Consider the following 24337-nt stretch of genomic DNA (forward strand, 5'->3'; position numbering starts at 1 on the left):
CGTCTAATCCGAGAAGTTGCCTTTGTCGTAGACGTTTAAGAGTCACTGGATTCGCGAATAAGCGTATGGCCGTAAGCTTGTGGTTTGTTATCAGGTGACGGCTCAGTGGGGGGCAACAGTTTTTCAACGCGGTTGCGCCCCAGTGCTTTAGCTTGATAGAGCGCTTTATCGGCAAACGAATAAAGCTGCTCAAACGTCAGCGAGCCGACTTGGCACGTCGTCACGCCGATGCTAATAGTCGGGTTGGCTTGCTGCTCTATACCGCTCAGCGTATTAACTTCGACCTCTCGGCGCAGCCGATCTGCTACCTGAAGCGCATCATGGGTAGCGGTGTTGGGCATCAATAAACAAAACTCCTCTCCACCAATCCTCGCTAATGTATCCGATGGACGGCTAAGCTCGCGAAGCTGCTTACTGATCTGGCGAAGTACCTCATCGCCGGTTGGGTGCCCGTAGGTATCATTAATTTGCTTGAAGTGATCAAGATCTAACAGCAGCAGGCTAAGCGGTGCTCGATCGCGCTGGGCTTGGGTAAGCGCAGCGGATGCTATATTGACCAAATGGCGCCGGTTATATAGCCCGGTCAGTTCATCGGTTAGCATTAGCTGATGCATGACGTTGCGCTGACGGTGGAGATGAATAACCGCTAGGCAGAGTGTAATTGCAGCGCTGACCATTAACACCAATAGCGCACTCACCGCAATCGAGAGTCGCTGCATCACCAAACGTTGCTGAACAGAGGTGTCGCGCACTTCTTCTAGCAGCTGGTTGTATAGCCAAGCCTGAGCGCCGCCTACCTCCATGGCAACCCGTTGTAACGGATCAATCAGCTCTGGGCGCTGTTGGGCTTGCTGTGACTGCTGGGTTAAGTCTGAAAGGCGATTGTTAAGCTCACTGAAGTGATTATGCAGGTATTCAACGTCCGAGATGAGATATCGGTGGCGTTCAATACTGCTCTGTATGTTATTTAAATGCTGTTTGGAAAGTGAAATAAAATAATCGATGTATTTAATGTGTTCGCTGCTAGGCTGGCGGCTGCCTTCCTCTAATGCGGCCCGTAACTGAGGCGTGGCCTGTTGGGCTAGAACAATATCACTTACTAGCGTGGTGTAATCGGCGCTAGCTTTTTGGCACGCACTGTAAACATAGCTGCCCATTACTGCGGACATAGCGCAAAGAAGGACGGCAAAAATGGATGCTAAGCGCCCACCGGGCTGACGAAGAAAGTGGCGCATCATCATGAGATAATCAGCAAGCAGGCAGTGATGCCGCCCCTCTCTGTATACTGCCGAGCAGGCGAGAGTACGTTTGGTAAAAACACGTAATCATCAAAAGAGTGCTTCCGTTGCAAAGGGCAGTTCTGCATGGCACCTCTCCGTTAATGGGTAGGTAATCCAATGAACAGCTTAAAGACTTCATCCTTATGCAACTTAAGCACTCACCCGCCGAGTCTGCCATCCCACAACTTTACTAATTGCAGGATCATACTTGTGCTCGTTATTATTAATAACGCTGTTAGTGATTGATATTTAATCGTTATTTAGAGAGTTCAAGGCTAAACGCGCTTTTTCCTGCCAGCTCCCTTCAAGCGCAGCCGCTTGCGTTAATGCTTCGCGAGCCGCGTCAGGCGCATCGTTTTGCAATAGTAAAAGGCCCAGATTTAGCCATGCGGCCCCCATCTTTTCATCTAGCTCGGTTGCCCGTTCAAACGCCTTGCGTGCGTTGTCGGGTTGTTGATCTGCGTAAAGCGCATTGCCTAACGCAAACTGCCCCATAGCGTTAGTGGGATGGCGTTTTGCAAACGCTTGCCAGCTTGAAAGCGTGGCGCGTGGCCCATGGGCCTCTTCGTAGGCGCTAAGCGCTTCTAAGGCGTTGCGGGCAGTAATACCTGTAGGCAAAGTGCCTGGTTCGGCCACCACAAATCCCCAGCGCTCAGTGCGTGCCCAAGTGGCATCGAAACGGCTGAACGACATGGTATGGCGCTCAATCTCGCCGCTGCGCAGAATAAGCGTTTCACTGGGCAAATCGTAACCAATGGCCACAGCGTAGTGCCACATTGGATAAATCGGCAGCGACAAATTCTGCATAACGACCACCGGGTCGCCCGCTGCCAAATGGTTTAATAGGGCGTCCATGGTGCCGCGAATAGGAAACGCGAGCTGCTCATGCCGTCTCACCGTTGCCAGCATTTCTGGCTGCACACTGCCATCGCGTCCGGGCAGAAATACTTGAGGAATCAGCTCCTCAACGTCGGTGTCGACACCCTGGTGATTGAGTACCATTGCCAGCGTGGCAGGGCCGCACTGAAATTCTGTTTGGGCGTAAAACGGTACGCTGGTGATTTCTGTATGGGGCGGTAGGGCTTGATAGGTGCTTTGCAGTAATACCGGATTACGCGCACAGCCGCTGAGCAGTAGCAGCATAATAAAAACGCCCGCAAAGCGGGCGTTGGAAAACAGGTAGGTCATGAGCGGCCTTGTATTAGCGAGTAAACGGGTAAACGTCGGTTAGGCCGAGAATGTCGGTTACCAGCAAAATAATGAAAACGGCAAATAAAGCGCCTACAACGCCGGCACCGGCTGGCAGTTGCTCAAGCTGATCAGCCATTTGCTGTGCTTCAGCATCACTGAGTGATGCAACGCGAGCCTCGACTTCGTCCAGATCAACACCCTGTTTTACCAGCTGATCTTGCACATCGGCGCGGGCCAGGATCTCGTTAATCCGTTCGCGATCAGCGCCAGCACGGTCAGCTGCCAAAACAGATTGGGTGGAGACTAAATCCATTGATTGGGGCGCAGTGGGTGCAGCGGCAACGGGTAAGCTGGTAATAACCAGCGCTGCAATCAGTAGGGTAGAGAGGTAAGCACGCAATGTTTTCATCGTCTTCTTCCTTATAGACTAGTCGGGGTGGTAAGGAATGAGTATAGAAACAAATGGTTTGATTTTTAAGCGTAATATGCAAAGTGCTAATTATTTGCACTAATGCGATAGGTCCAGGCGGATTCTGAGAGCAGTCCACGGCCCCCGGCCATGGTCATGGCCAGATCGTGTAGGCCGGGCCATAGCGGTACAGTTGCCGCGCCCTTGACGGCTAAATCGAGCCGCTGGGCCATTAATAGCAATTTATGTAGTCGTTTCATGGGCAGGCGGCCAATGGCTTTCTGGTAAGCGGGGCGGCGCTTATCAAAAATCATCGGCTTTTGGGTTTTGCAGGCGTGCTCAAAACTCTGCCCTTGATCCAGGTGCTGATGCAGCGAGAGTAGCGTGCGTAGCTCTCGGCTAAGTGCCCACAGCACGATAGGCGCCTCAACGCCTTCACTGCGTAAGCCATTCACAATGCGCGAAGCGCGGCTGGGTTCGCCTTTCAGGCAGGCATCGGCCAAATTGAAGACATCAAAGCGGGTGCTGTCTTCTACTCCCTGGGCAATACTTTCCACGTTCAAGCGGGTGCCTTGGGGGTGAATCAGTGCCAGCTTTTGCAACTCTTGGTCAGCGGCCAAAAGATTGCCTTCGGTGCGCTCTCCCAGCAGGCGAGCGGCTTCCAGATCAATTTGTAGACCGTGCAATGAAGCACGATCCCGTAGCCAGTAGCCCAAGCGGGAAGCGTCCACGGGCCACACGGGAACAAACAAGCCGTGCTTATCCAGCGCTTTGAACCAAGCGCTTTTTTGCTGCTTGGCATCAAGCTTGCCCATACCAATGAGCAGAACGTCATCGCTGTTATCCAGAGTTTCGGCGTACTGCGCTAACGCTTTGCTGCCTTCTTGCCCTAACTTGTGATTGCCTAAGCGCAACTCCAGTAGCTTGCTGGTCGCAAACAGCGAGAGGTTGCTCGACATTTCCATCAAGCGACCCCAGGCAAAATTGGGCTCGACATCGAGTACTTCACGCTCCTCGACACCACCCCGGCGAGCTGCGGCCCTTACAGCATCGCAGGCGTCGCGATGCTGTAAGGGCTCATCCCCCGCTACGATCACTACGCGGGGTAGCTTTTTTGCTAACGCAGCGGGTAGCTGATCAGCAAATACCTTCACTGCATGCCCTCAACGTAAGTAAGGCGCTCAATGATTTGCTGAGACAACTGGCGTGCAAGCGTCTGTTCTGCTTCCATCATGAGCGTTTCGCGGTTAAGCAGGTCGTCATCGCTAACGCGAATGCGGGTATCCGTCGACAGCGTTTCATTATTGATGTGGTAGGCATTCGATGCTCGCTCCTGAACTGAGAGTCTGGCGCTGAGCGTTAGCTCGTGCTCGCGGCTTGCTCTGCCATCACCGCCGAGTCGACGCTCGGTTAAAACAGGCGTGCCCAACGTGACCCTCCAAGGCGCATCAGCGGCGACCTGGGTGCCTAACTGCTGAAGACGTGAGGCGATCTGCTGAGCGACGGCACTGTTGGTGTCGCCTTCTAAAGCAAGGGGGGGCAGCGTAGGCAGCGATTCAGAGCCGCGTAGCCGAAACCCACAGCCGCTGAGCAGCACCGCCGCCGAGGCGGCGATGCTAGCGGTTAAAAATGTGCGTCGGTTCATCCACTCACCACGATATTAACCAGTTTGCCGGGCACTACGATCACTTTACGTACGGTGTTGCCCTCGAGGAAGCGCTGAACGTTTTCATGCTCCATCGCCAGCTTTTCAATAGACGCCTTATCTGCGCTTGCCGGTACTTCAAGTCGAGCACGCAGTTTACCGTTGACCTGTACCACCAGCTCAATGCTGTCGCGGGTAAGGGCGGATTCATCTACTACCGGCCAGGTTGCTTCAATGGCCGGGCCTGAATGGCCAAACGCTTCCCAGAGACTATGGCACAGGTGCGGCGTAATCGGCGAGAGCAGCAATACGCAGGCTTCCAGCGCTTCACGGCTAACCGCCAGGCCAAGTTCGGAGCTATCGTCGAACTTACCGATAGCGTTGGACAGCTCCATCACCGCAGCAATGGCGGTATTGAAAGTGGTGCGGCGGCCAATGTCGTCGCTGGCTTTCTTGATAGTCTCGTGGGTTTTCCGGCGCAGCGTCTTTTGATCGTCGTTAAGTGCATTGACGTCCAGCGTGCCGGGCGTGCCCGCTGCCAAGTGCTCATTGACTTGACGCCATAGGCGCTTCAAGAAGCGGTGCGCGCCCTCTACACCTGAATCCGACCACTCCAGGGACTGCTCGGGGGGGGCGGCAAACATCATAAACAGGCGTACGGTATCGGCACCAAACTTGTCGATCATCGACTGCGGATCAACGCCGTTGTTTTTCGACTTGGACATCTTTTCGATGCCACCCATTTCCACCGGCTCGCCGTCGCTCATAAGGATTGCGCTCAGCGGGCGGCCTTTCTCATCACGCTTCACTTCCACGTCAGCGGGGTTAAACCACTGCTTGCCACCGTTATCAGTGGAGCGGTAGAAGGTTTCCGCAATGACCATGCCTTGGGTCAGAAGCTGCTGGAAGGGCTCGTCGGAATCCACCAAGCCAAAGTCACGCATCAGCTTGTGGAAGAAACGCGCATACAACAGGTGCAGGATGGCGTGCTCGATACCGCCAATGTAGAGGTCAACCGGCAGCCAGTAGTTGGCGCGCTCATCCAGCATTGCTTCGGTGTTATCCGCACAGCAGAAGCGCGCGTAGTACCAAGACGACTCCATAAAGGTGTCGAAGGTGTCGGTTTCGCGCGTCCAGCCATCGCCCAGGTCAGAAAACGCTGGCATCTTCTTCAGCGGCGAGCCCGAGGCGTCTACGGTGACTTCCATGGGTAGCGATACCGGCAGTTCATCATCGGTGAGCGGAACGGTTTGACCTTCCGGGCCGTATTTGACCGGAATTGGCGCGCCCCAGTAACGCTGGCGGGCAACGCCCCAATCGCGCAGGCGGTAGTTGGTTTTGACTTCACCACGACCAAGCTCAGCTAGTTTGGCGGCAATGGCATCAAAGGCTTGTTCAAAATCAAGGCCATCAAATTGACCTGAATTAACCAGCTTGCCGTATTCGGCGTAGGCCGCCTCAGAAACGTCGGCAGGCTGGCCGCTTTCATCGGCGATGACCGGTTTGATGGCAATCCCGTACTTGGTGGCAAATTCCCAATCGCGCTGGTCGTGGCCGGGTACCGCCATCACCGCACCGGTACCAAACTCCATCAGTACAAAGTTAGCCACGTAAACGGGCACTTCATCGCCCGTTAGCGGGTGAACCGCCGTATGCCCGGTGAGCATGCCTTTCTTCTCTTTGGTGGCCATCTCGGCTTCGGAAGTGCCACCCCTGGCGCACTCATCGCAGAAAGCTGCAAGCTCACTGTTCTGCTCCGCCGCCTGCTTGGCCAGCGGGTGGCCAGCGGCAACCGCCACATAAGTAACGCCCAACAGGGTATCCGGGCGGGTGGTGTAAACCGCTAGCGGCTCATTGGCTTGGCCATCAGCGCCTTTAACATCAAAGGTCAGCTCGACACCGCGGGATTTGCCAATCCAGTTGCGCTGCATGGTTTTGACCTGTTCTGGCCACTCCACTTTATCCAGGTCAGCCAGCAGTTCATCGGCGTAATCGGTAATCTTCAAGAACCACAACGGGATCTCTTTACGCTCAACCAAGGCACCAGAGCGCCAGCCGCGACCTTCGATAACTTGCTCATTGGCGAGCACGGTTTGATCCACCGGATCCCAGTTAACCGTCGACATCTTCTTATACACCAAGCCTTTTTCTACCAGCTTGGTGAAGAACCACTGCTCCCAGCGGTAGTAGCTGGTATCGCAGGTGGCGAACTCGCGGCTCCAGTCATAGGCAAAGCCCAATGCCTTCAACTGATTGCGCATGTAATCGATGTTTTGGTAAGTCCACTTGGCAGGCGGCACCTGATTCTGAATGGCGGCGTTTTCTGCGGGCATGCCGAAAGCATCCCAGCCCATGGGCTGCATGACATTTTTACCCTGCATGCGCTGGAAACGGGACACAACGTCGCCGATAGTGTAGTTACGCACGTGGCCCATGTGCAGCTTGCCGCTGGGGTAGGGGAACATGGAGAGGCAGTAGAACTTCTCGCGGTTGGCGTCCTCTACGGCTTTGAAGCACTGATGTTTGTCCCAGTACTGCTGGGCGTCGCGTTCGATATCACGAGGGCTGTAGTGTGCGTCCATCGGTTTATTAATGCCTTGGCGTATTCGCCCAAAAGGGGCGCAAAGTGAATGTTAGATGACATCTGTCAGATAAGTGAGGTCGATTGTATCCTATGCGGGTGTATCCTTGAACGGTAAGCCGATGATAGGTAACTGCACGCGTCGACAAAAGGAGAGGCACCATGAGTGAACAGCAGAATGACAATCGCCTACGCGAAGGCTATGAGCGCTTGCTAGAGCGGATGCAGGGGGGCGCCAATGAGCTAACCTGGGAAAACTTGCAGAAGGATTTGGACGACGCGGTCGAGTTTGAAGCGGAGCTAGAGGAGTACACCAAAGATGAGCTAGCCCTGCTGCGCGCCTGGGTAGAGCGTGACCTGAAAGATATGCGCTACTACATGGCAGATACCGGCAAGCAGGTAGCCAGCTGGCTGGGCATCGACATTGACGGCCTTTCGCGCCGCGTGGCGGAGTCGCTGCTTTCGATTGCTGACCGCAGCGTGGTCGAACGCGAGCGCTTCGAAGAAGATTTAGAAGCTGCCCGCGCTGACTACTGCGAAGGTGAGATGGCGGCGCCTGGCCTAATGGCCTGCACACACTGTGATGCCCAGGTGATGCTGCCTACCGTTGCGCGCCTGGAGCCTTGCCATCAGTGTGGCCATCGCTACTTCTACCGTTTTCCCAATAAAATCATTGAGACCTGATCGATTAGGTAACCAGTAAGCTGACGCCTGCGATCGCCCCTAGCGAGAGCAGGCTCATGACTGCTGCATAGAGCAGGTTATTTTTCATCATGCGGTAGCCGCTCACCCCATAGCGCCCCTGCAGTGACAGGTTGATCCCCGAAAGCGGGCCCACGCTGGTGCCCACTGCCCACGAGGTTAACGCCACAAACGCAAACACGGTCTGTTCTCCGTTCTGCAGGTTCAGTATCGAGGCCAACACCGACACCCCAATAATGGGATGAAGCCCTGCCAGTGCGCTTAGGGTAATCGCTGCAAAGCTAAGCATCGCCTGAGGTGTGCCAAAGCGGGTGAACAGCGTCCAGTCGCTGCCAGCTGCCGCTGTTACCAGGGTTGAAAGACCAATCGTTAATAGCCCCGCGGCTAAAAACAGCGAAATTTCCCCGCGCATGGCGGGTAGCCGCGTGGTGGTGTGCTGGCGAATGCGTCGCAGGGTAAAACGGGGCCCATGGGGTAGGTTGCTCAATACCGCCACGCTGGGCAGCAGAAAGGTAATAATGCTGACAATGGTAAGGGCAGGGGTGAGCACAAAGTGAAAAAGCATCACCAACGCTGCCATACCCACTGGCATAAACAGGCTACGTGGCGCCAGGGAATAGCCATCCACCTCGCTGAGATCAAACCGGCGCCGAAGTTCCAGCGTGGTTAATAGCCCTGACAGCATCGCCATGGGAAAGCCCACCACGGCAATTTGCGCGTACTCAACGTCGGGCACCAGCGCAATCACCACGCCCATGGAGGCAAAAAACGGCGACCACAGCGCCGCGCTGCTCAGCCCACGGTTAAGCGCCAACAGCTGCGGCGTAGTGAGCGGCCCACGCCGGGATAGCTTATCGCCCACCATAAACACGGTAGAGAGATTTAAAATCGTGCCCAGAAAGTGCACTCCCAGCCAGGTACGTAAAATACCCCCCGCCCCAGTCACTCGGCTGCCTGTCGCGCCCTTGTTGCCTTGCTTCCCAATCAGCGAAATAAAACTAACGCCCACCAGCATCGCCGCCACAAACGAATTGCCCTGCAACATAGCGGGCCAATCCACCTCGGCGCCATACACAAACCGCGCCACCAGCAGCATGCCAGCGCCCAGCGCAATCAGCACGCCCGCCTGTATACGCGAACGCTTAGGAATATCCCGCCACAGCAACACAACTGCCACCCACAGCAAATAGCTCACCGCATTCGCAGTGCTCAACCAACTGGTAAAACCGATAATTTGTGCGATAAGCCCAAGCAAAATCAGCACGCCCGCCAAGCGCTGCCGAGAAGTCGTCTCTTGCATGCCAACCCCTTAATAGTGAATTAGCAGGCTAATAGGATTTGCAAAGGAAGGCCAGCGGCAACGAGTTATGAGGCAAGAGCATTTTGTACACTGGCACCATTACTTGCGTAGCCACATTTCGTAGCGCGTGGTAACGAATCTGCGAGGAACGAGCAAATGAGGCACCCGCGGGAGCATCGCGAAGCGATGCCAGATCCATGCAACTAACGAGCCGTTGCCCTCAGAGAGGAAACACTTTTTTTCATCGATACGTGACCTAATCCAAATTTATGAATAAGGTATGATTAATTAGTCAGATTCGGTCGCAGCTGGAGCGTTTTATCGTAATCTAGGTGCGCCTTGGCGGTAGCGTGGTTTCGTTTAAGCTCATTAGCCTAAAGGGCAGCGCACACCTGCAAATTCCTTCCCTATTACATGCGTATAAATTTGCGTTGTCTCGATACTTTTGTGGCCTAGCAATTCTTGTACTGTGCGAATGTCCGTGCTTGGGCTCAGTCATTGGGTAGCGAAACTGTGCCGTAAGGTATGGCAAGAGCCAGGACGTGGCAATGATGCAGATTTCATCGCCTGCTTCACGGCCTTTTGCACAGCCGATGAATGAATATGGTGAAGAACGACGTTCCCGGCATCATCACAGCAAGGGCGGCTGGCAGGAAACAGCCATTGCCAACCTAGGGAAATGCCGGCGTTTGGGTACTTACGATCCAGAGCATGAGGTAAAGTTACTGGTACGCGACCACGTGCTAGCCGATAGGCAAGTTGCCGTTCAGCCGACTCAATTTGCGCCTCTAATGCGGGAAGACAGACAGCGGGTTAAAGTGGTTCGGTCTTTATCACCTTTCCCTGCCCTGACGGTGATGATATGGCGTTCGGTATCAATATCTCTTACGCGCAAACGACACGTTTCGATGAGTCTCAGTCCTGAGCCATACATCAGGGTTGCCATCAAATTCATAGGCCCAGACAATTGATTTAATACGCGCATAACCTCTTCGTGAGAAAGCACGACAGGTAATCGACGCGGGCGTTTAGCTCGTGAAAAGGTACCAATATCACCTAATGGCATATCAAGGATATGGCGATACAGAAATACTAAAGCATTAAGCGCTTGGTTTTGTGTAGCTGCAGCCACATATCGCTCTACGGCAAGGTGCTCCAGAAAAGCCTGCACTTCAGAAGGGCCCATACTGGCAGGGTGACGCACCCCATGATAACGAATGAAGTAACGTATCCAGTAACAGTATGTTTTTTCAGTACGCGGGCTATAGCGCTTTACCCGCATAACAGCTTTCACACGATCCATTAGTTTAGGAGGCCTGCTTTGCATATCCATTTGGTTTCTATCTCCTGATGGTGGATATGCATACAGTATTATTGGGATTTGCAAAATGCGCAAGAATGCGAATTCTGCAAATAGAGTCTAATTGATATTAATTTAATTTAAAATCATGTGGTTATGCACGAAAAGGTAGGCTACATTTGCTAAGTAAACATGCTGGCACGTTCATCCAATCATAGGACGCGCCGTCTAATACCTGTTGAACTAAACCGCTTCGCGGTAGCTGTCGACGAACCACGTTTTTTGCCTCATCGGGCCACACTGTTTATTGACCCACGTGGGTCATACAACAGGAGTGACGACGATGACTGCCTTGCGACAGAAGATGATCGCGGCCATGCGTCAGCGTGGCTTTGCGCAACGTACCCACAACACCTACCTGATGGTGGTCACTGAACTAGCACGTTATTTCCACCGCCCGCTAGACACGTTGAGTACCGACGACCTGCAACACTTCTTTAATCACCTGGTTCAGGAGCGTGGTTTGTCCGCCGCCAGTTGCCGTGTCTATCTGCACGGCGTGCGGTTCCTGTATTTGCACGTGTTGCAGTGGCCTTCGTTTGATGTGCCGCTCACCGTCCCCAAAAAACCGCAGCGGATTCCAGAACTGCTGACCCGCGACGAGGTTCGGCGGATCCTGGCCGCCTGCCAAAACGCCAAGCATCGCATGATGCTCGAACTGTGCTACGGCTGCGGATTGCGTGTAACCGAGGTCTGCCACCTGCGAGTTAGTGACATCGACAGCCAGCGTTACCAACTCCGTGTGACGCAGGGCAAGGGCGGCAAGGATCGTATGGTGTTACTACCCGTGACCCTGCTTGATCGCTTGCGCGATTACTGGCGCGCCTATCGGCCAGTCACATGGCTGTTCCCGAGCGCTCTGTTTCCCGATCAAGCCCTACACGCCAGTGCGCCACAGAAGGCCTTTACCCAAGCCAAGCGCCTGGCCGGGATCGAGCGGGTCGGTGGCATCCATAGTCTGCGCCATGCCCATGCCACCCATGTTCTGGAGCAAGGCCTGCCCGTCCATCAGCTCCAGCGACTACTGGGCCACCGTAACCTCCAGTCGACGATGCGCTACCTGCACTGGCTACCGAGCCAGCAAGGGGGAGATCAGTGTCATATTGACCTGGTGGCCGCCTTGGAGGTGAGCCATGACTAAGGCCGCTACCTTGCAACAGGCATTGACCCGCTTTCTCGACCCAACCGGTCTTGATCGCCAGCGCCAACGGGTGTGTACCCATCTGCTGGCCTGCCGAACGGAGGCGATGGGCGGGATGGTCTTACAGTGCTCCGACTGCGCTCATGTACAGCCACGCTACTTTGGCTGTCGTGATCGTCACTGCCCACAGTGTCAAGGCCGCGCCATGGAGCAATGGGCCGAGCGTCAGCAGGCCAATATCCTGCCGGTGCGCTATTACCACGTCGTATTCACGTTGCCGCATAGCCTTAATGGCTGGGTTCAGCTTCATCCCGAGGTGATTCACCGGTTGCTGTTCCAGAGTGCTTGGCAGACGTTACGCACGTTTGGGCGCGATCCCAAACGCCTTGACGGCGAGATGGGGATGATCGCTGTACTTCACACCTGGGGCCAGAACCTGAGCCAGCATGTGCATCTACACAGTTTGGTTCCAGGCGGTGCCTTAGGTGATGATGGCCGCTGGCGTAGGGCACATAGAGCAACTACTTGTTCCCGGTGCGGGCCTTGTCACGCCACTTTCGCGGGCACATGGTGAGCGCTCTGCGCAAGGCCGCCCATGCAGGCGATCTCCACCGGGTAAACCGGCCCGGAGATGTCGATGCTCAACTGAACACGCTGATGGCCACTGACTGGGTGGTTTACAGCAAGGACTGCCTTGAACACACTCATACGGTAGTTCGCTACTTGGCGCGCTACACGCGCCAGATCGCCATCAGCAACGCGCGTATCCTGGCCGTCGATGAGCACCAGGTGACCCTACGCTACAAGGACTATCGCGACCATGACCGACACAAGTCGCTCATCCTCAATGGCGAGGAGTTCGTACGCCGCTTCCTGCTTCACGTCCTGCCCAAAGGACTGATGCGGGTGCGTCACTACGGTTTTCTGGCCAATCGCTGCCGTCGGCAACGTCTGATGCAGGTTCGTCGAGCGCTAGCGGTGGTTGAGCAAGCACCGGATGCCGATATGGCTGCCAGCGATGCGGAGCTGGCCTACACCTGTCCACATTGCAAGCAACCCACATTGCGGATGATCGGGACGCTCACACCCCAGCGCCACACCTACGATCAACCGTCTAATCATAAGGATCAACACTATCGAGCATGATGTAACGCCCTACGACGACAACCGACTTGGCTAACCGGCTCGCTAGCGGGTCATGGATAAGCTCGTCCCGATGATGGATTTTAGCCATCAGGCGCGCTACATTGGGTTAAATTAGATTTGGAAGTGCTGAAATGATGGCGAAACTCACGATCAGAGCGCGTTACCCCAGACATGCCAATGCACGGCCTGGTACCTCAGGCTACCTGTCAGTCAGTACAATCCCCTATTAAGTAGCTGCCTGATGGACGCGCCTTAGTCCAACAGGCATTTATCCGCCATGCTCCGCACGGCGAATAAATGCCTGTTGGGCTAATGAGACATGAGGTGAATAAATGAAAATGATTCTTTCCTTGCTTGCGGTTGCTTTTTTCCTCCACGGCTGTGCTACGGGGGAGAGAATGCAAACCGTCAGCGAAGGCATGTCCAAGGAGGAAGTCGTATCCCAGCTGGGAGAGCCGGATGGTTACAGACGTAATGGAGACTACGAGGCCTTGCAGTATACAAACCGGCTTATTAGCGGATGGTCGTGGGATCGTACGGACTACACCGTAATTCTTGAAAACGGAAGGGTTGTTGAGTATGGCCCTGGCGAGGTGCGTGAGAGAGATTCGGGTACCGGCACACTGATATTGGTACCTGTCAGGTAGATGAATTATGGTGGCGACGAGAGCCTAACAGTTGACGTCCGTTGGGCAATGCTCCTGTATCGAGCTGGTGAGCTTCATTGTTGAGCCGTTTGAGCGAGATCCGCATGCACGAAGTTGACTGGGCAGCACTGGCCGAAGAAATCAAAAAGAACCATCGGCCACACGCGGGTTATTTCTCGTGGGAGTCGGATCGCGCGATGGCCGAGTTTGGCGTTCTTGATGAGTTTGCGAACGCGCTGGCGAATCAGGGAACTCTGTTCTTTTATGGGGCACGCCATCGCGGCGAAGGCGAAGATCCGCCAGATTGTGACGCCCATGCTGGAGATGGAACGCGTATCGAAATTGAGATAACGGAGCTAGTTGATGGTCCATCCATCGAGGCTGCGCGCCTCGGCCAGCCTTATGATTGGAAGGACTGGAAGGGGGCGCTGCTCCCAGCCCTAGAAAAGCTGGTCCGTCGCAAGGATAAGTCTCGATCCATCAAGGGTGGGCCGTACTCGCAATACATTCTGGTGATCTTCTCCGACGAGCCTTGGCTTGAGCGAGATTGCCTTGAGCACAGCATCGCGCAGCATACATTCGACGCGACTCAGCTCATAACCAGGGCGTTCTTGCTCCTGTCTTACGATCCGTTCATACAGCGGTATCCATGTTATGAACTGCGGCTGTACCCCAACAAGCCGCTCCAGCCGACGCGCTAAAGCGCGCGGCTGAGCTATATCGTTATGGGTCTTGAGAGCCATGGGAAAGAAGCTGCCACCGGACCAACTAAAGCTATATGAAAGGATTGATGAAATCCTATTTTATAAGTGGGACCCAATAGGAATTTCTGATACCAATTGGGCGAGGGATGAGTATCAGTCGTACCTTCCCAAAGTGTTCAGCATGGCCATGGAGTCCCAATCGACAGCGCAAATTGCGGAGTATCTGACCTTGGTTACCACGGAAAGCATGGGGCTTTCAGAGGCACGGGGCCATGATACAGCCATTGCCAAGTTGATAATGGGAGTAAAGGAATCGTTGGGACTTTAGTGCAATGAGCAGATCAACCCATAACTAGGCCAATCACGGCGACAGCTTTTTCGTTGCGGCTTCGCCTCCACTACAAAGCTGCGCGTGTTGGCAGCGTTATGCGCTGAAGAAGATTCAATAATGTACAAAGACTTATACGAAAAAATACAGAAATGTTGTGGATACGTGACTGTATTTCTTGATGACGAAGTCATAAGCGAAGGCACGTGCTTCACGTTCACTCCTGAGGGCGAAGTTATCACAGCTGCTCATGTTGTGACCGGCAGGGTGCCGATACGCCATGAGGATTACTCGGATCCAAACGCAAAGATATTCGTCAAGTTTTCGGGGCGACCAGTATTGGAATATCGAGTTTCATTCTGCAGCTTGGGCATCCGGAGTGAGGCATTTACTGAAGATATCCAGCTAGACATTGCGGCCCTCGCACCAAAGCAGAGACAAGAAACACAGTTTCCGTATCTGCCAGCAAGTCTTACGCCGCCCCATTTGGGGCAGCGAGTATTCCTTGCAGGTTTTTCTGACGACCTGGTTCTTCCCTTCAATCTGGACAGAATCGCTGACAGGTCGTACCCGGGGATGGAAGGATTTTTCGCAGCAATGAGAAATGGCTATATGGCCGACATGATGGGACCGCTAATAAAGCATGCTCTAGTCGGTAACCATAGACGGATCCACGCGAGCAATAGCGTTGAGCATATCAATGTCGAGGCAGACCTTTTTTACTTGGACAGCGGTGTTAATAGCGGCGCCAGTGGAGGGCCTGTCGTAAATGAAAGCGGTGAGGCCATAGGTGTTATTTCTCAAAGGGCTGTAACAAGTGCAAGCCAAGAGTCTGCGCCGAACCTCAAAGTCCCGTCAGGCGCGACAATGGCTATATCATTGCACCCAATGGAAACAGTCCGTTTACTGATGGCGAGAAAGGCATAACACCTATGAGCCTTCTGCCTGTCAATAAGCCGCAGTATTTTTTATTGGCCGTGTAAGCGGTCAATATCAAGTCCCTGAGCCAGTGATCCTACTTCATCTGTCATCGTTGGCGGTTGGTGGCTTACAGCAAACACCTATTGAGGCTCTCTAACGTGGTGGTTACCACTGCCAAACCGGGTTGCTCCTTGCAGGTGGGTCTGGGGCACTAGACATTCATCGGTTAACCAGCATCTGTCCTATTCAAAAAGCGGGTTACTCTACAGTCCCAGTTAGTTTCAGGTTCAGCGCCGGTGTAAGCCCACTCGCTCAGGGTGTTGATGCACGCCAGCAGGATGGATAATCAAAGCGACGGGCTTCGAGTTGGGTGTAGAAGTCGGGGTTCAGATCTCAAAATCAGTCAGCAGACACCCTGTTTCAGCACACTCCATGATGATCCAGTTAGACGTTGATCATCATCCTGCTGCGTGACTAACTCGTTAAAAAGCGTTGTTCATCAAATACCTTTTCGTTCTTTAACATGAAATAGACCGCACGCCCCAGCTTGTGGGCCAGAGCCGATAAGGCTTTGGCTTTCCCCATGCGTTTCTGGAAGCGTTGCAACAGCTTTTGTGCACCTGGATTACCGCGCAGATAAAGCACCGCAGCCCCAGAAAAAGCCCACTTTAGATGGGCATTACCAATCTTGTTGCCCTGGGTGCCATAGGTCTTACCGGCCGATTCGGCTTTGCACTTGATCAGTCGGGAATAGGAGACAAACTTCTGGACAGATTCAAAACGTCGAATATCACCCACTTCATACAGAATGGTGAGGGCCAGAATACGGCCAACGCCGGGAATGGTGGTTAAGAAGTGGTAGTAGGTCGGCTGATGCTTTTTGGCCTGCTTTTCCAATAGCCATTCCACCTGGCTTAGTTCCCGGTGTTAGCACTCTAAAACGGCCATATCTAGATCGATATTGCGCTGAACGAGCGGGTCATCAAAGGTTCTGCCCAATTGTTCTCTGGCACTGACATTTTTTAAATTGACCTTGTTGGGTGGCAGGTTGTACTGACTCGTTGTGTTGACAACATGAGCTTTGAGATCAGCGCCGTGGCGAACGAGCCCAGTTCGCCGGCGAAGCAGGTCACGGGTAGCTCGCATGCTGCGTGGGTAGACATAAGCGAGGGGAAAATTACCGCCTCGAATAAGCGCCGCGATTTTGTAAGAATCCACGCGGTCATTCTTGGTTTTACCGCCATGGATGGCCTTCATATAAAGGGCATGACCGAGAATGAAAGCAATGCCCTGGTCTTCACAGAAATCAGCGATCCAGTACCAGCAGTGCATGCATTCGGCGCCGATGACCAGACCGTCCGTAAGGTTCGATCAGATGGAGCAGAGGTTCTGGTTTGGCTGGATATGCAGAAGGGTTTCGCCCTGCTGATCCAGTATGCAGACATACAGGCTACGGGCATGCAGATCAATTTCACAGTAGTGACGATGAGTGCTATTGTAAAAATTCATTGAGTCTTCTCCTGTTAGGTTTGGTCGCCTTTTCAGCTTAGCCAAACGGGCTGAGCTGGGGGAGAAGGCTCAATGAGTATCAATGCATTCAAGCCGACGCCGCTTCGCGGCGCGGCTTAATTCCGGCGTTAGGGCTAAACTGGCTTTGCGTCAGCCAAAGGATGTTAAAGGAAGATTGAGATGCAAAACATGAAAAAATACTTTGGGTTTGAAGTGAAGGTCTCTAATTTTCTTCATCCTGAAGATTTCTCTATCATTAAGGATAATGTTATTAGTTTTGCTAATTCAGAAGGTTTGGATCTTGATCAATATCGTATATATCTTCATCAGCTAGTAATCTTAGCAAATGAATCACATTTCGGATTGGGTGGAGGTTTACCTGCAAGGGTTGAAAATGTGTTATTAAAATTTTCGGTCAACTATAAACAAAAAAGAGATGGAGATATTATTTTTAAAAATAATCTTCTTGAAGAGATGAAAGGGATTAAATCGTATACCCTTCCTCATGAAATTTGTTACACAATTCCTCCCGCTTATTTTCTTGACAAACAACAATTTCAGAACGCAATAGTAACGTTTGTTAGTAACTCCCTTCGTCGCGAAGATTTTAAAAAAATAAAAGTCTGTGTTTCAGCTAACGCTACTGAAGCATTTAGGCCACTTATAAAAAGTAATCTTGCGGCGGAATCAATAACTAATCTGGATCTTCCTTTAAATAAGGGAGTGAATTTTGACAGCGAAATAACATTAAAGCTTCAAGGAGAATTAGGAGAAATTAAAATGCCAGAAGATGATTCAAAAACAACCAATATTTTTAATATACAACAAGCGGGCGCAGTATCCGCATCGGGTCAAATAACGACTAATAATAATTTGAATCAACAGCAGCAAGGCATTCCCTCTGATCACGTCATCAAGGAAATGAAGCATCTTCAAACCCTACTTGATAAGGAAGGGTACCCTGAGTCAAGAAAAAATGAAGTGGAGGCACTAACAGAAGCAATTCAATTGGCTGATTCAAAAAGTGAATTTATACCAAAACTTAAAGAGGCTGGTAGCTGGTTGGCTGATAAAGCCGAAAAAGTAGGTGTTTCTCTAGTAGCAGCAGCTATAAAAGGTCAGCTAGGCTTGTAAATAAGGCCCTAACAAACGCATGTTGCCGGACTGGTTTTCCGCTGTGCTCCAAACCAGCCGCAAATGCGGGCGTTATGCTTCATGGAGGTAACGAATGGACAAAGATCAATTTGTTGCGATTCTTAACAGGAATGGAACCCTTCATGACAAAGACCTGGAAGGGATCGAGTTTAATTGGAGAGCAGAAAATGAAGCCGCTCTATCTGTAAGTGCAGCAATGCCGGGTATAGGTTTTCTTTCTGTTAAGCAGCGACTCAATGCTTTTTTTGCTGCATGCCGTCATTTCGACAAACTCATTGACGAAAGAGGTTTAACTGAAGAATAGGCTCAATTGGGGTTAAGTATTTTAAGGCTAATAAATAGTAAATTTCAAAAGGCAGTTGTCATGTTTGAAACACGGTTTAACAGGCTCGATACAGCTGCTCATGCTGATATGCCAAGAACTGCACGGCAGTACCTTGCTGGAATCCAATATATTGGCTACTAAAAATCAAAAGCATAACAAAGCCATCGATTTGACCGCTTTACACTGCGCTCCAAACGGCAAATTATGGCGAGCGTTGAGTCTGTAGAAAAACCCCGCTGACGGCTAAGTTTTGGTAGGATCGAGAAAACAGACGAGGAGTGGTCAGCATGCCGCGCTTCAAGGCTTATAACTACGATCAGAACGCCATGCAACTACCAGGATCAGCTCCAGCCAGGCACCTTTGAACACGCGGTGCACTACCTGATCGAGCACAAGCTCGACTTATCCGTTTTCCATCCCAAGTACCGCAACGATGCGACCGGTCGGCTGGCCTATGATCCGGCCATTCTGCTGAAGATCATCCTGTTTGCCTACTCCAAAGGCATCACCTCCAGCCGCGAGATGCAGTGGTGCTGCGAGACTACTATTATTTTCAAAGCTCTTACCTGCGATACCGTGCCCCACTTCACCACACTGGCCAGCTTTGTCAGTCGCCATGCCGATGAGATTGAAGCGCTGTTCGAACAAGTGCTGCTGGTGTGCCATGAACAGGGCTTGCTGGGTAACGAACTCTTTGCCATTGACGGCTGCAAGATGTCCTCCGATGCCTCTAAGGAATGGTCGGGTACGTTCAAAGAATTGGGCGAGAAGCGGGAGAAATTGAGAGGCTTGATTCGGTATCACCTAATGGAATACTACGCGCGTGACGAAGCCGAAACGGAAGCTGATCTGGACCGGGGCATTCGCCGAGCCAAGATGACCACCAGTAAAGGCACGATTCAAGGTTATAACGGTTTGGCTACGGTGGATAAGAAACATCAGATCATCATTGACGCTCAGGCCTTTGATGAAGGGCAGGAACACCAAACTTTGCAGCTCGTAATGAGAACGGTCGAATCCCGTTTTAAGAAGCTAGGTATGGCGGAAAGCATCTACCAGAAAGGCACCATCGTCACTGCAGATATCGGCTTTGCCAATCCAATGTGGCCAACAGTTAGTCATCAGCGGCGGCACGGCGAACCAATGTCGAAGTAAGTGTATTAAGAAAATCGGCCAACGTTATGGTCGAAAAATATATTAAAGCAGCAGGCGGTAGTGGTAGCTCGAAATTGGGTTTTTCTACAGCCTTGTTATGTGAAAAGTGGAATAACTAACAGTGACTGAACAAACGAATAATCCGTATGAGAGACCAAAGCTCAATCTTATATCAAGAATCAAGCTGGGACTTTCTTGGTTCGAACGAAGAAAATATAATAAAATCGTTGAAGTCGAACCACAATCAGAAGATATGGCTGCGTTTCAAAAACTTTATAAAGACATATATGAGTTGGGGAATACGTTGCACATCCGTGTGGATGCTACTAGAAATGGAGTTGAGGTTCCTGAGCCATACGTTCAGGATGGAAAAATAGTTCTGGATATCTCGCCGAGGGCAATAGCCAAGTTTCAATGGGTCTCGGATGGACTAAAATTTAGTGCCGCATTCGGCGGGAAAGCTAGAAATGTCCAAGTTCCCTTCGCAAGCGTGCTCTCCATATACAACCTTGAAACGCAGCTTGGCGTTGAAATCGATCCCAGCGAAGAGCCTGGTCAATAGCCACATTAGCTACCTAACAATCAGCCGCACCGGATACATTTCCGTTGTCACCTTTGGTGCATAGGGCCGCACAAAGACAGTCATCAAAAATTTGCTCGGTGAGCCGGGCGTTAAGGCTGTCCCCCCACTGACGGCTAAAAGTATGGCAGGACAAGAAGTGGTCAGCATGCCGTGCTTCAAGCTCGTGAACCACGATAAAAACACCATGGTGGTGATCAACTACCAAGATCAGCTCCACCCCGATCCTTTGAACATTCAGCGTATTATTTAATCGAGCACAAGCTAGGTTTGCCGTTTTCCATTCCGAGCAATGTGCTTATAGCAGAGTAATGTCACGGCAGGCTTCGCATAATAGAGCGCCACCTCGGGTACGGTTCAGATAAATGTCCAGGCCAATACCCTCGTAACCTTCTTTCCCTGCTTCATCTCTATTTCCCGAATATCAACGGCACCGAGCTTACGAATCAACTTCTTTGCAGGCTTAACATTGTCGGCTTTCGAAACCAGGCTGCTAAACCAGCGGCATTGAGTTGAATACACTTGGCTTTCTCTTATTAGCTTTTTAAGAAACAGCTGTTCGCCTCCCTTACACCAAAGCTCTGCCTCCAGCCCACCAAAATTCAGAACGGGAGTGTTGGTTTTTGCTTTTTGTTCACCGCGACTACGAGCAAGGTTATTGAGTTTACGCTGGCTACCTTTAAGTGCTTCATCGAGCGAGGCGTGGAAGGGGGGGTTGCATACGCTGACGTCAAAAAACTCCTCATCTTGAATGATCCCTTCAAAAATATGGTTTTTATCGTGCTGCGTGCGCAGCGTGAAGCGATCTTTGAGCTTGGGGTTGTTAGTAATAATTGTGGCGACGTTCTCAAGCGATTGAGGGTTAATGTCACTACCAACACACTGCCAGCCGTAAATTTGGCAGGCCAGTAGCGGGTAGATGCCATTGGCTCCCGTCCCTATATCGAGCAGCTTGATGCTGGGCCGTTCATGACCAAGCCCACACTCCAATAAATCCGCCATGTAATGAATATAGTCGGCTCTGCTTGGGATGGGAGGGCAAAGTGAGCCCTCTGGAATATCCCAATCGACGATGTTGTAGTGGCGGTTTAATAACGCGGCGTTGAGCGTTTTTACTGCCAGTGGGTCTGCAAAATCGATGGATAGTTCGCCATGAGCGTTCGGTTTCACATGGGGGGCTAGTGCTGGGTGGCTTTTTACGAGAGCAGGGAAGTCATAGCCTTGGTTGTGTAGATTCTTCGGGTGCAGGCCTTTGCGAACAGGCTTGGCTCGGCTATTTTCACTTCGATGGAGGGTGTTCACAGTAGTTGGCCTGAGGCTGGGCGTTCAATAGTAGAGTGGGTTTGGGTTAGTCCGGGATTATAACCTCAATGGTGATGTTGAGTACCTTGACCAAGTGCAGGCAGATAATTTCACAATTACTTCCGAACACCGTGTCCAACCCAAGCAATCCCAGCTCGACGCAATCTCTTCAGCCAAGCGGAACGGAAGTTGGGTTACCCAAGGCGGGCAAAAAAACGATCCTGAGCTATCGATTCAGGATGCTAACGGGAATACCGTAATCGCTGGGCAGGGATATACCATTACCGAATCATCCCAAGGGCCGGTGATGGCATTTGCAGAAACCTGGGAATGGGATGGCACTGCTTGGCGGGTTGTCAGTCTGCGTTACAGCGTTGCCCAAAACTAATATTAGCAAGGCACTATAGTACGCTGACGGTAGCTACCAGACGCTCTTTTTTATGGTGGCTTCGCCTAAATTGCAAGGGCGCTAAACTCAGCGTTAAGTGTATCAATTGGATCGGAGGCATACATGAAGTCCATTACGACCTCGCTAATGTTTGTCGGAGAGCAAGTCGGGAAGGCCGAAGAGGCCATCAAGTTCTATACCTCACTATTCCCTGGTTCAGCGATCATCGATATTCAGCGCTACCAAGCGGGTGAGAATGAACCAGAGGGTTCCATCAAGTTGGCTCGCTTTACAATAAATGATACTGATTTTCTGGCGCTAGATAGCCATCTTGATCACCAATTCACTTTCACGCCATCGATGTCATTATATGTGGAGTGTGAATCTACAAGCGAAATTGAAAAGGTTTTTCATGCCTTAGCTGAAGGTGGCGCCAGGCTAATGCCTTTGGATAACTACGGTTTCAGTAAGCAGTTTGGGTGGTTAAAGGATAGGTACGGCGTTTCTTGGCAGCTCAACCTGTCGAACTAAGGCCCCGATGCATCAATACTTCACCAAGCGCATCGTCATTAAATGCGTCGGTGTTGTCGATTTTGATCAGTGGCGAACGACTACTCTTTGCAAACGCATTATTCCGGTGCTGCAAGCCGGAGCAGCGCTGAATCTACGCGAGGATGTTCGTCATGAGCCAGTTTGAATCACCGAGAGTTGTCTCCAAAGAAGAGTGGCTTCAGGCACGCAAAGCCCACCTAAAGAACGAGAAAGCGCTCACCCGTATGCGCGACCTGGTCGCCCGTGAGCGGCGTGAGTTGCCATGGGTCAAAATGGAGAAGGAATACGTCTTCGACACGCTGGAAGGTGAGAAGACGCTTGCCGAGCTATTTGGCACAAACAGTCAACTGATTATTCACCATTTCATGTTCGGCCCTGATTGGAACGCGGGCTGCCCGAGCTGCTCGCTGGAAGCGGATCATGCCGAGGGCGCCATCGTCCACCTCGCCAATCATGATGTCAGTTACGTTCGTGTATCCCGCGCCCCGCTGGAAAAGCTGGAAGCCTACCGCAGGCGCATGGACTGGACAGCCCAGTGGGTGTCCTCCCTGGGCAGCGATTTCAATTTTGATTTTCAGGTCTCTTTCGCTCTAGAGGCGCTTGAGGCTGGTCGGCTCTACTATAATTATCAAGCTATCGAGGATCCGAAATACTTCAGCGAAGAACTGCCCGGCCTTAGCGTTTTCTACAGGGACGAGAGCGGGGCAGTATTCCACACTTACTCCAGCTACGCCCGTGGCAATGAGGAGGTTATTGGCGCTTTCGTTTATCTCGACATCACGCCGAAGGGTCGCAACGAGAAGGAAATCATGGATTGGGTTCGGCGCCACGATGAGTATGACGCGAGCCCGGCAAACGTGAGTTGTCACTCCTGCTGATGATCTCAGCCTGCCGTATGTAGACAGCATGGCACTCGACCACAACAACCCGATTCAGCGGACAAAGTTGAGGCTGCGGCCGGTGAAGGTCTGTCTATCTCGCTTGGTTATGTCGATGCGCATCTGACAAATCTCAGTACCTGCGGCCCCAGTTTTCGAACTGATGTTGTCGGACAAACTGATGGCTTTTGGGTGCATGTTGATTTCGATGTGCGAAGTGGTTGATTCTAATGAATTGCCCGCGGCAGACTGTCCGGAAAGTAAATTAAAAAAGTAGGGAATATGAGATAGATCGAAATTCGCTAGAGCCTTGTCACATGTCCTGCAGTGGTTTGCGGCTAAGTCCCAGGCTAGGAATGGATAAGGCTCTAAAATATTGAACTTGGAGATAAAACATAGTGAACAGTGCGCCTGATAACATTAAAGGTCGATGTCGTTGTGGGCAGGTTGAGTTTGAGGTTAGCGCAAAGCCCATGATCACAATGGCTTGTCACTGCACAGGCTGCCAGCAAATGACCTCAAGCGCGTTTAGCCTTAGCTCGCTATTTTCTAGCGCTGCCTTTTCGATCACATCTGGAGAGCCTGTTATCGGAGGGCTTCACGGTAATACACGCCACTTTTTCTGTGGGCATTGCATGAGCTGGCTATTCACGCGTCCTGAAGGCATGGATGACTTTGTTAATGTGCGCCCAACGTTGCTAGAGAATTCTCGAACCTATAAGCCATTCATTGAAACTTACACGGATGAAAAGCTGGAGTGGGCGATTACTGGTGCAGAGCATAGTTTCGTTAAGTTTCCACCACAGGAGAAATTCCCAGAATTACTCCAGGAGTATGCGCAAAAACAAGGATAAATGCAGTATTGAAGAATGTGGTTCAGCACACATCAATCGGCTGCAGCGGAGCAATTCACGCTGCACTTCAATCACCCATGAGCACAAGCACCTGGAATTGGGCGGCGGAATATACGCAGACCTAACAGGCGAGGAGTATGTCGCGGATTTCTTGCTGCCCAACTTCTACTTTCACCTGGTCACGACTTACTCGATATTGCGCAGTGTCGGAGTGCCTATTGGTAAAAAAGATTATATGCTTCACCTGATGCCAAAAGTGAAACAAAGTGCAATCTAACCAGCGC

The 24337-nt window shown here is 51.9% G+C and carries 23 protein-coding genes and 3 pseudogenes; 15 read left to right on the forward strand and 11 right to left on the reverse strand.

What is annotated here, in order from left to right; translation table 11 throughout:
• Positions 1 to 35: 35 nt before the first annotated feature.
• The 6 genes from HALA3H3_RS19190 to leuS all read right to left on the reverse strand — a co-directional run bounded on the left by HALA3H3_RS19190 (position 36) and on the right by leuS (position 7107).
• A complete protein-coding gene (locus HALA3H3_RS19190) occupies positions 36 to 1241 on the reverse strand; it encodes a GGDEF domain-containing protein (protein ID WP_022523177.1) in 1206 nt (401 codons plus the stop codon).
• A 288-nt stretch (positions 1242 to 1529) separates the two neighbouring features.
• Positions 1530 to 2468, reverse strand: coding sequence for a PA2778 family cysteine peptidase (locus HALA3H3_RS19195; protein WP_022523178.1), 939 nt, complete (start codon positions 2466 to 2468; stop codon positions 1530 to 1532).
• Positions 2469 to 2481: 13 nt separating this feature from the next.
• Positions 2482 to 2880 (reverse strand): PA2779 family protein, encoded by a 399-nt coding sequence (locus HALA3H3_RS19200; protein ID WP_009286979.1) that lies wholly within the window; start codon positions 2878 to 2880, stop codon positions 2482 to 2484.
• Positions 2881 to 2966: 86 nt separating this feature from the next.
• Complete coding sequence (gene holA / locus HALA3H3_RS19205) at positions 2967 to 4034, reverse strand: DNA polymerase III subunit delta (RefSeq protein WP_022523179.1); 1068 nt, start codon at positions 4032 to 4034, stop codon at positions 2967 to 2969.
• Positions 4031 to 4525, reverse strand: coding sequence for an LPS-assembly lipoprotein LptE (locus HALA3H3_RS19210; RefSeq protein ID WP_009286977.1), 495 nt, complete (start codon positions 4523 to 4525; stop codon positions 4031 to 4033). The genes holA and HALA3H3_RS19210 overlap by 4 nt, the downstream gene beginning before the upstream one ends.
• Positions 4522 to 7107 carry a leucine--tRNA ligase gene (gene leuS, locus HALA3H3_RS19215; protein ID WP_022523180.1) on the reverse strand — a complete coding sequence of 862 codons (2586 nt, stop codon included), beginning with the start codon at positions 7105 to 7107 and terminating at the stop codon, positions 4522 to 4524. The genes HALA3H3_RS19210 and leuS overlap by 4 nt, the downstream gene beginning before the upstream one ends.
• A gap of 161 nt (positions 7108 to 7268) precedes the next feature.
• Here leuS and HALA3H3_RS19220 point away from each other — a divergent pair, with 161 nt between their 5' ends.
• On the forward strand, positions 7269 to 7790 hold the full coding sequence (locus HALA3H3_RS19220; RefSeq protein WP_009286975.1) for a zinc ribbon-containing protein: 522 nt from the start codon (positions 7269 to 7271) through the stop codon (positions 7788 to 7790).
• 4 nt (positions 7791 to 7794) lie between these two features.
• On the opposite strand, the gene HALA3H3_RS19225 is transcribed toward HALA3H3_RS19220, so the two are convergent.
• From HALA3H3_RS19225 to HALA3H3_RS26755, 3 genes are all read right to left on the reverse strand, one after another.
• On the reverse strand, positions 7795 to 9108 hold the full coding sequence (locus HALA3H3_RS19225; protein ID WP_022523181.1) for a hypothetical protein: 1314 nt from the start codon (positions 9106 to 9108) through the stop codon (positions 7795 to 7797).
• Between the two features lie 369 nt (positions 9109 to 9477).
• Positions 9478 to 9567: a hypothetical protein gene (locus tag HALA3H3_RS27670; protein WP_272946853.1), complete on the reverse strand. Its 90-nt coding sequence runs from the start codon at positions 9565 to 9567 to the stop codon at positions 9478 to 9480.
• A 316-nt stretch (positions 9568 to 9883) separates the two neighbouring features.
• Positions 9884 to 10441: a phage integrase N-terminal SAM-like domain-containing protein gene (locus tag HALA3H3_RS26755; protein ID WP_022523182.1), complete on the reverse strand. Its 558-nt coding sequence runs from the start codon at positions 10439 to 10441 to the stop codon at positions 9884 to 9886.
• A 310-nt stretch (positions 10442 to 10751) separates the two neighbouring features.
• Between HALA3H3_RS26755 and HALA3H3_RS19235 the strand changes: the two genes are divergently transcribed.
• The 5 genes and pseudogenes from HALA3H3_RS19235 to HALA3H3_RS19260 all read left to right on the forward strand — a co-directional run bounded on the left by HALA3H3_RS19235 (position 10752) and on the right by HALA3H3_RS19260 (position 15361).
• Positions 10752 to 11609: a tyrosine-type recombinase/integrase gene (locus HALA3H3_RS19235; protein ID WP_022523183.1), complete on the forward strand. Its 858-nt coding sequence runs from the start codon at positions 10752 to 10754 to the stop codon at positions 11607 to 11609.
• A pseudogene (locus HALA3H3_RS27985) lies at positions 11602 to 12755 on the forward strand (IS91 family transposase). Before HALA3H3_RS19235 ends, HALA3H3_RS27985 begins: the two are co-directional and overlap by 8 nt.
• Before the next feature lie 332 nt (positions 12756 to 13087).
• Positions 13088 to 13402 (forward strand): hypothetical protein, encoded by a 315-nt coding sequence (locus HALA3H3_RS19245; RefSeq protein WP_022523186.1) that lies wholly within the window; start codon positions 13088 to 13090, stop codon positions 13400 to 13402.
• A 104-nt stretch (positions 13403 to 13506) separates the two neighbouring features.
• Positions 13507 to 14103, forward strand: a complete 597-nt coding sequence (locus HALA3H3_RS19250) for a hypothetical protein (RefSeq protein ID WP_022523187.1) — start codon at positions 13507 to 13509, stop codon at positions 14101 to 14103.
• 451 nt (positions 14104 to 14554) lie between these two features.
• Positions 14555 to 15361: a S1 family peptidase gene (locus HALA3H3_RS19260; RefSeq protein WP_053857044.1), complete on the forward strand. Its 807-nt coding sequence runs from the start codon at positions 14555 to 14557 to the stop codon at positions 15359 to 15361.
• A 468-nt stretch (positions 15362 to 15829) separates the two neighbouring features.
• Here the strand turns inward: HALA3H3_RS19260 and HALA3H3_RS19265 are convergent.
• A pseudogene (locus HALA3H3_RS19265) lies at positions 15830 to 16864 on the reverse strand (IS110 family RNA-guided transposase).
• Between the two features lie 180 nt (positions 16865 to 17044).
• Here HALA3H3_RS19265 and HALA3H3_RS19270 point away from each other — a divergent pair.
• The 5 genes and pseudogenes from HALA3H3_RS19270 to HALA3H3_RS27685 all read left to right on the forward strand — a co-directional run bounded on the left by HALA3H3_RS19270 (position 17045) and on the right by HALA3H3_RS27685 (position 20332).
• Complete coding sequence (locus HALA3H3_RS19270) at positions 17045 to 17998, forward strand: hypothetical protein (protein WP_022523194.1); 954 nt, start codon at positions 17045 to 17047, stop codon at positions 17996 to 17998.
• Positions 17999 to 18092: 94 nt separating this feature from the next.
• Positions 18093 to 18323, forward strand: coding sequence for a hypothetical protein (locus HALA3H3_RS19275; protein WP_022523195.1), 231 nt, complete (start codon positions 18093 to 18095; stop codon positions 18321 to 18323).
• 308 nt (positions 18324 to 18631) lie between these two features.
• Positions 18632 to 19140: pseudogene (locus HALA3H3_RS28005) on the forward strand (transposase); the annotation flags it as partial.
• A 480-nt stretch (positions 19141 to 19620) separates the two neighbouring features.
• The gene (locus tag HALA3H3_RS19285) at positions 19621 to 20061 is read left to right on the forward strand and encodes a stringent starvation protein B (protein ID WP_022523197.1); all 441 of its coding nucleotides are present in this window, start codon (positions 19621 to 19623) and stop codon (positions 20059 to 20061) included.
• Between the two features lie 142 nt (positions 20062 to 20203).
• The gene (locus HALA3H3_RS27685; RefSeq protein WP_258955966.1) at positions 20204 to 20332 is read left to right on the forward strand and encodes a hypothetical protein; all 129 of its coding nucleotides are present in this window, start codon (positions 20204 to 20206) and stop codon (positions 20330 to 20332) included.
• A gap of 104 nt (positions 20333 to 20436) precedes the next feature.
• On the opposite strand, the gene rlmF is transcribed toward HALA3H3_RS27685, so the two are convergent.
• The gene (gene rlmF / locus HALA3H3_RS19290; RefSeq protein WP_022523199.1) at positions 20437 to 21381 is read right to left on the reverse strand and encodes a 23S rRNA (adenine(1618)-N(6))-methyltransferase RlmF; all 945 of its coding nucleotides are present in this window, start codon (positions 21379 to 21381) and stop codon (positions 20437 to 20439) included.
• A gap of 511 nt (positions 21382 to 21892) precedes the next feature.
• Between rlmF and HALA3H3_RS19295 the strand changes: the two genes are divergently transcribed.
• From HALA3H3_RS19295 to HALA3H3_RS26330, 4 genes are all read left to right on the forward strand, one after another.
• The gene (locus HALA3H3_RS19295) at positions 21893 to 22300 is read left to right on the forward strand and encodes a VOC family protein (protein ID WP_022523201.1); all 408 of its coding nucleotides are present in this window, start codon (positions 21893 to 21895) and stop codon (positions 22298 to 22300) included.
• A gap of 152 nt (positions 22301 to 22452) precedes the next feature.
• The gene (locus tag HALA3H3_RS19300; RefSeq protein WP_022523202.1) at positions 22453 to 23199 is read left to right on the forward strand and encodes a DUF899 domain-containing protein; all 747 of its coding nucleotides are present in this window, start codon (positions 22453 to 22455) and stop codon (positions 23197 to 23199) included.
• A 398-nt stretch (positions 23200 to 23597) separates the two neighbouring features.
• Positions 23598 to 24053 (forward strand): GFA family protein, encoded by a 456-nt coding sequence (locus HALA3H3_RS19305; protein ID WP_053857045.1) that lies wholly within the window; start codon positions 23598 to 23600, stop codon positions 24051 to 24053.
• Positions 24034 to 24330 (forward strand): DUF1993 family protein, encoded by a 297-nt coding sequence (locus HALA3H3_RS26330; protein WP_199105099.1) that lies wholly within the window; start codon positions 24034 to 24036, stop codon positions 24328 to 24330. The genes HALA3H3_RS19305 and HALA3H3_RS26330 overlap by 20 nt, the downstream gene beginning before the upstream one ends.
• The last annotated feature ends 7 nt before the right edge of the window (positions 24331 to 24337 follow it).

This window comes from Halomonas sp. A3H3 (genome assembly GCF_000982975.1).
GTDB lineage: Bacteria > Pseudomonadota > Gammaproteobacteria > Pseudomonadales > Halomonadaceae > Vreelandella > Vreelandella titanicae.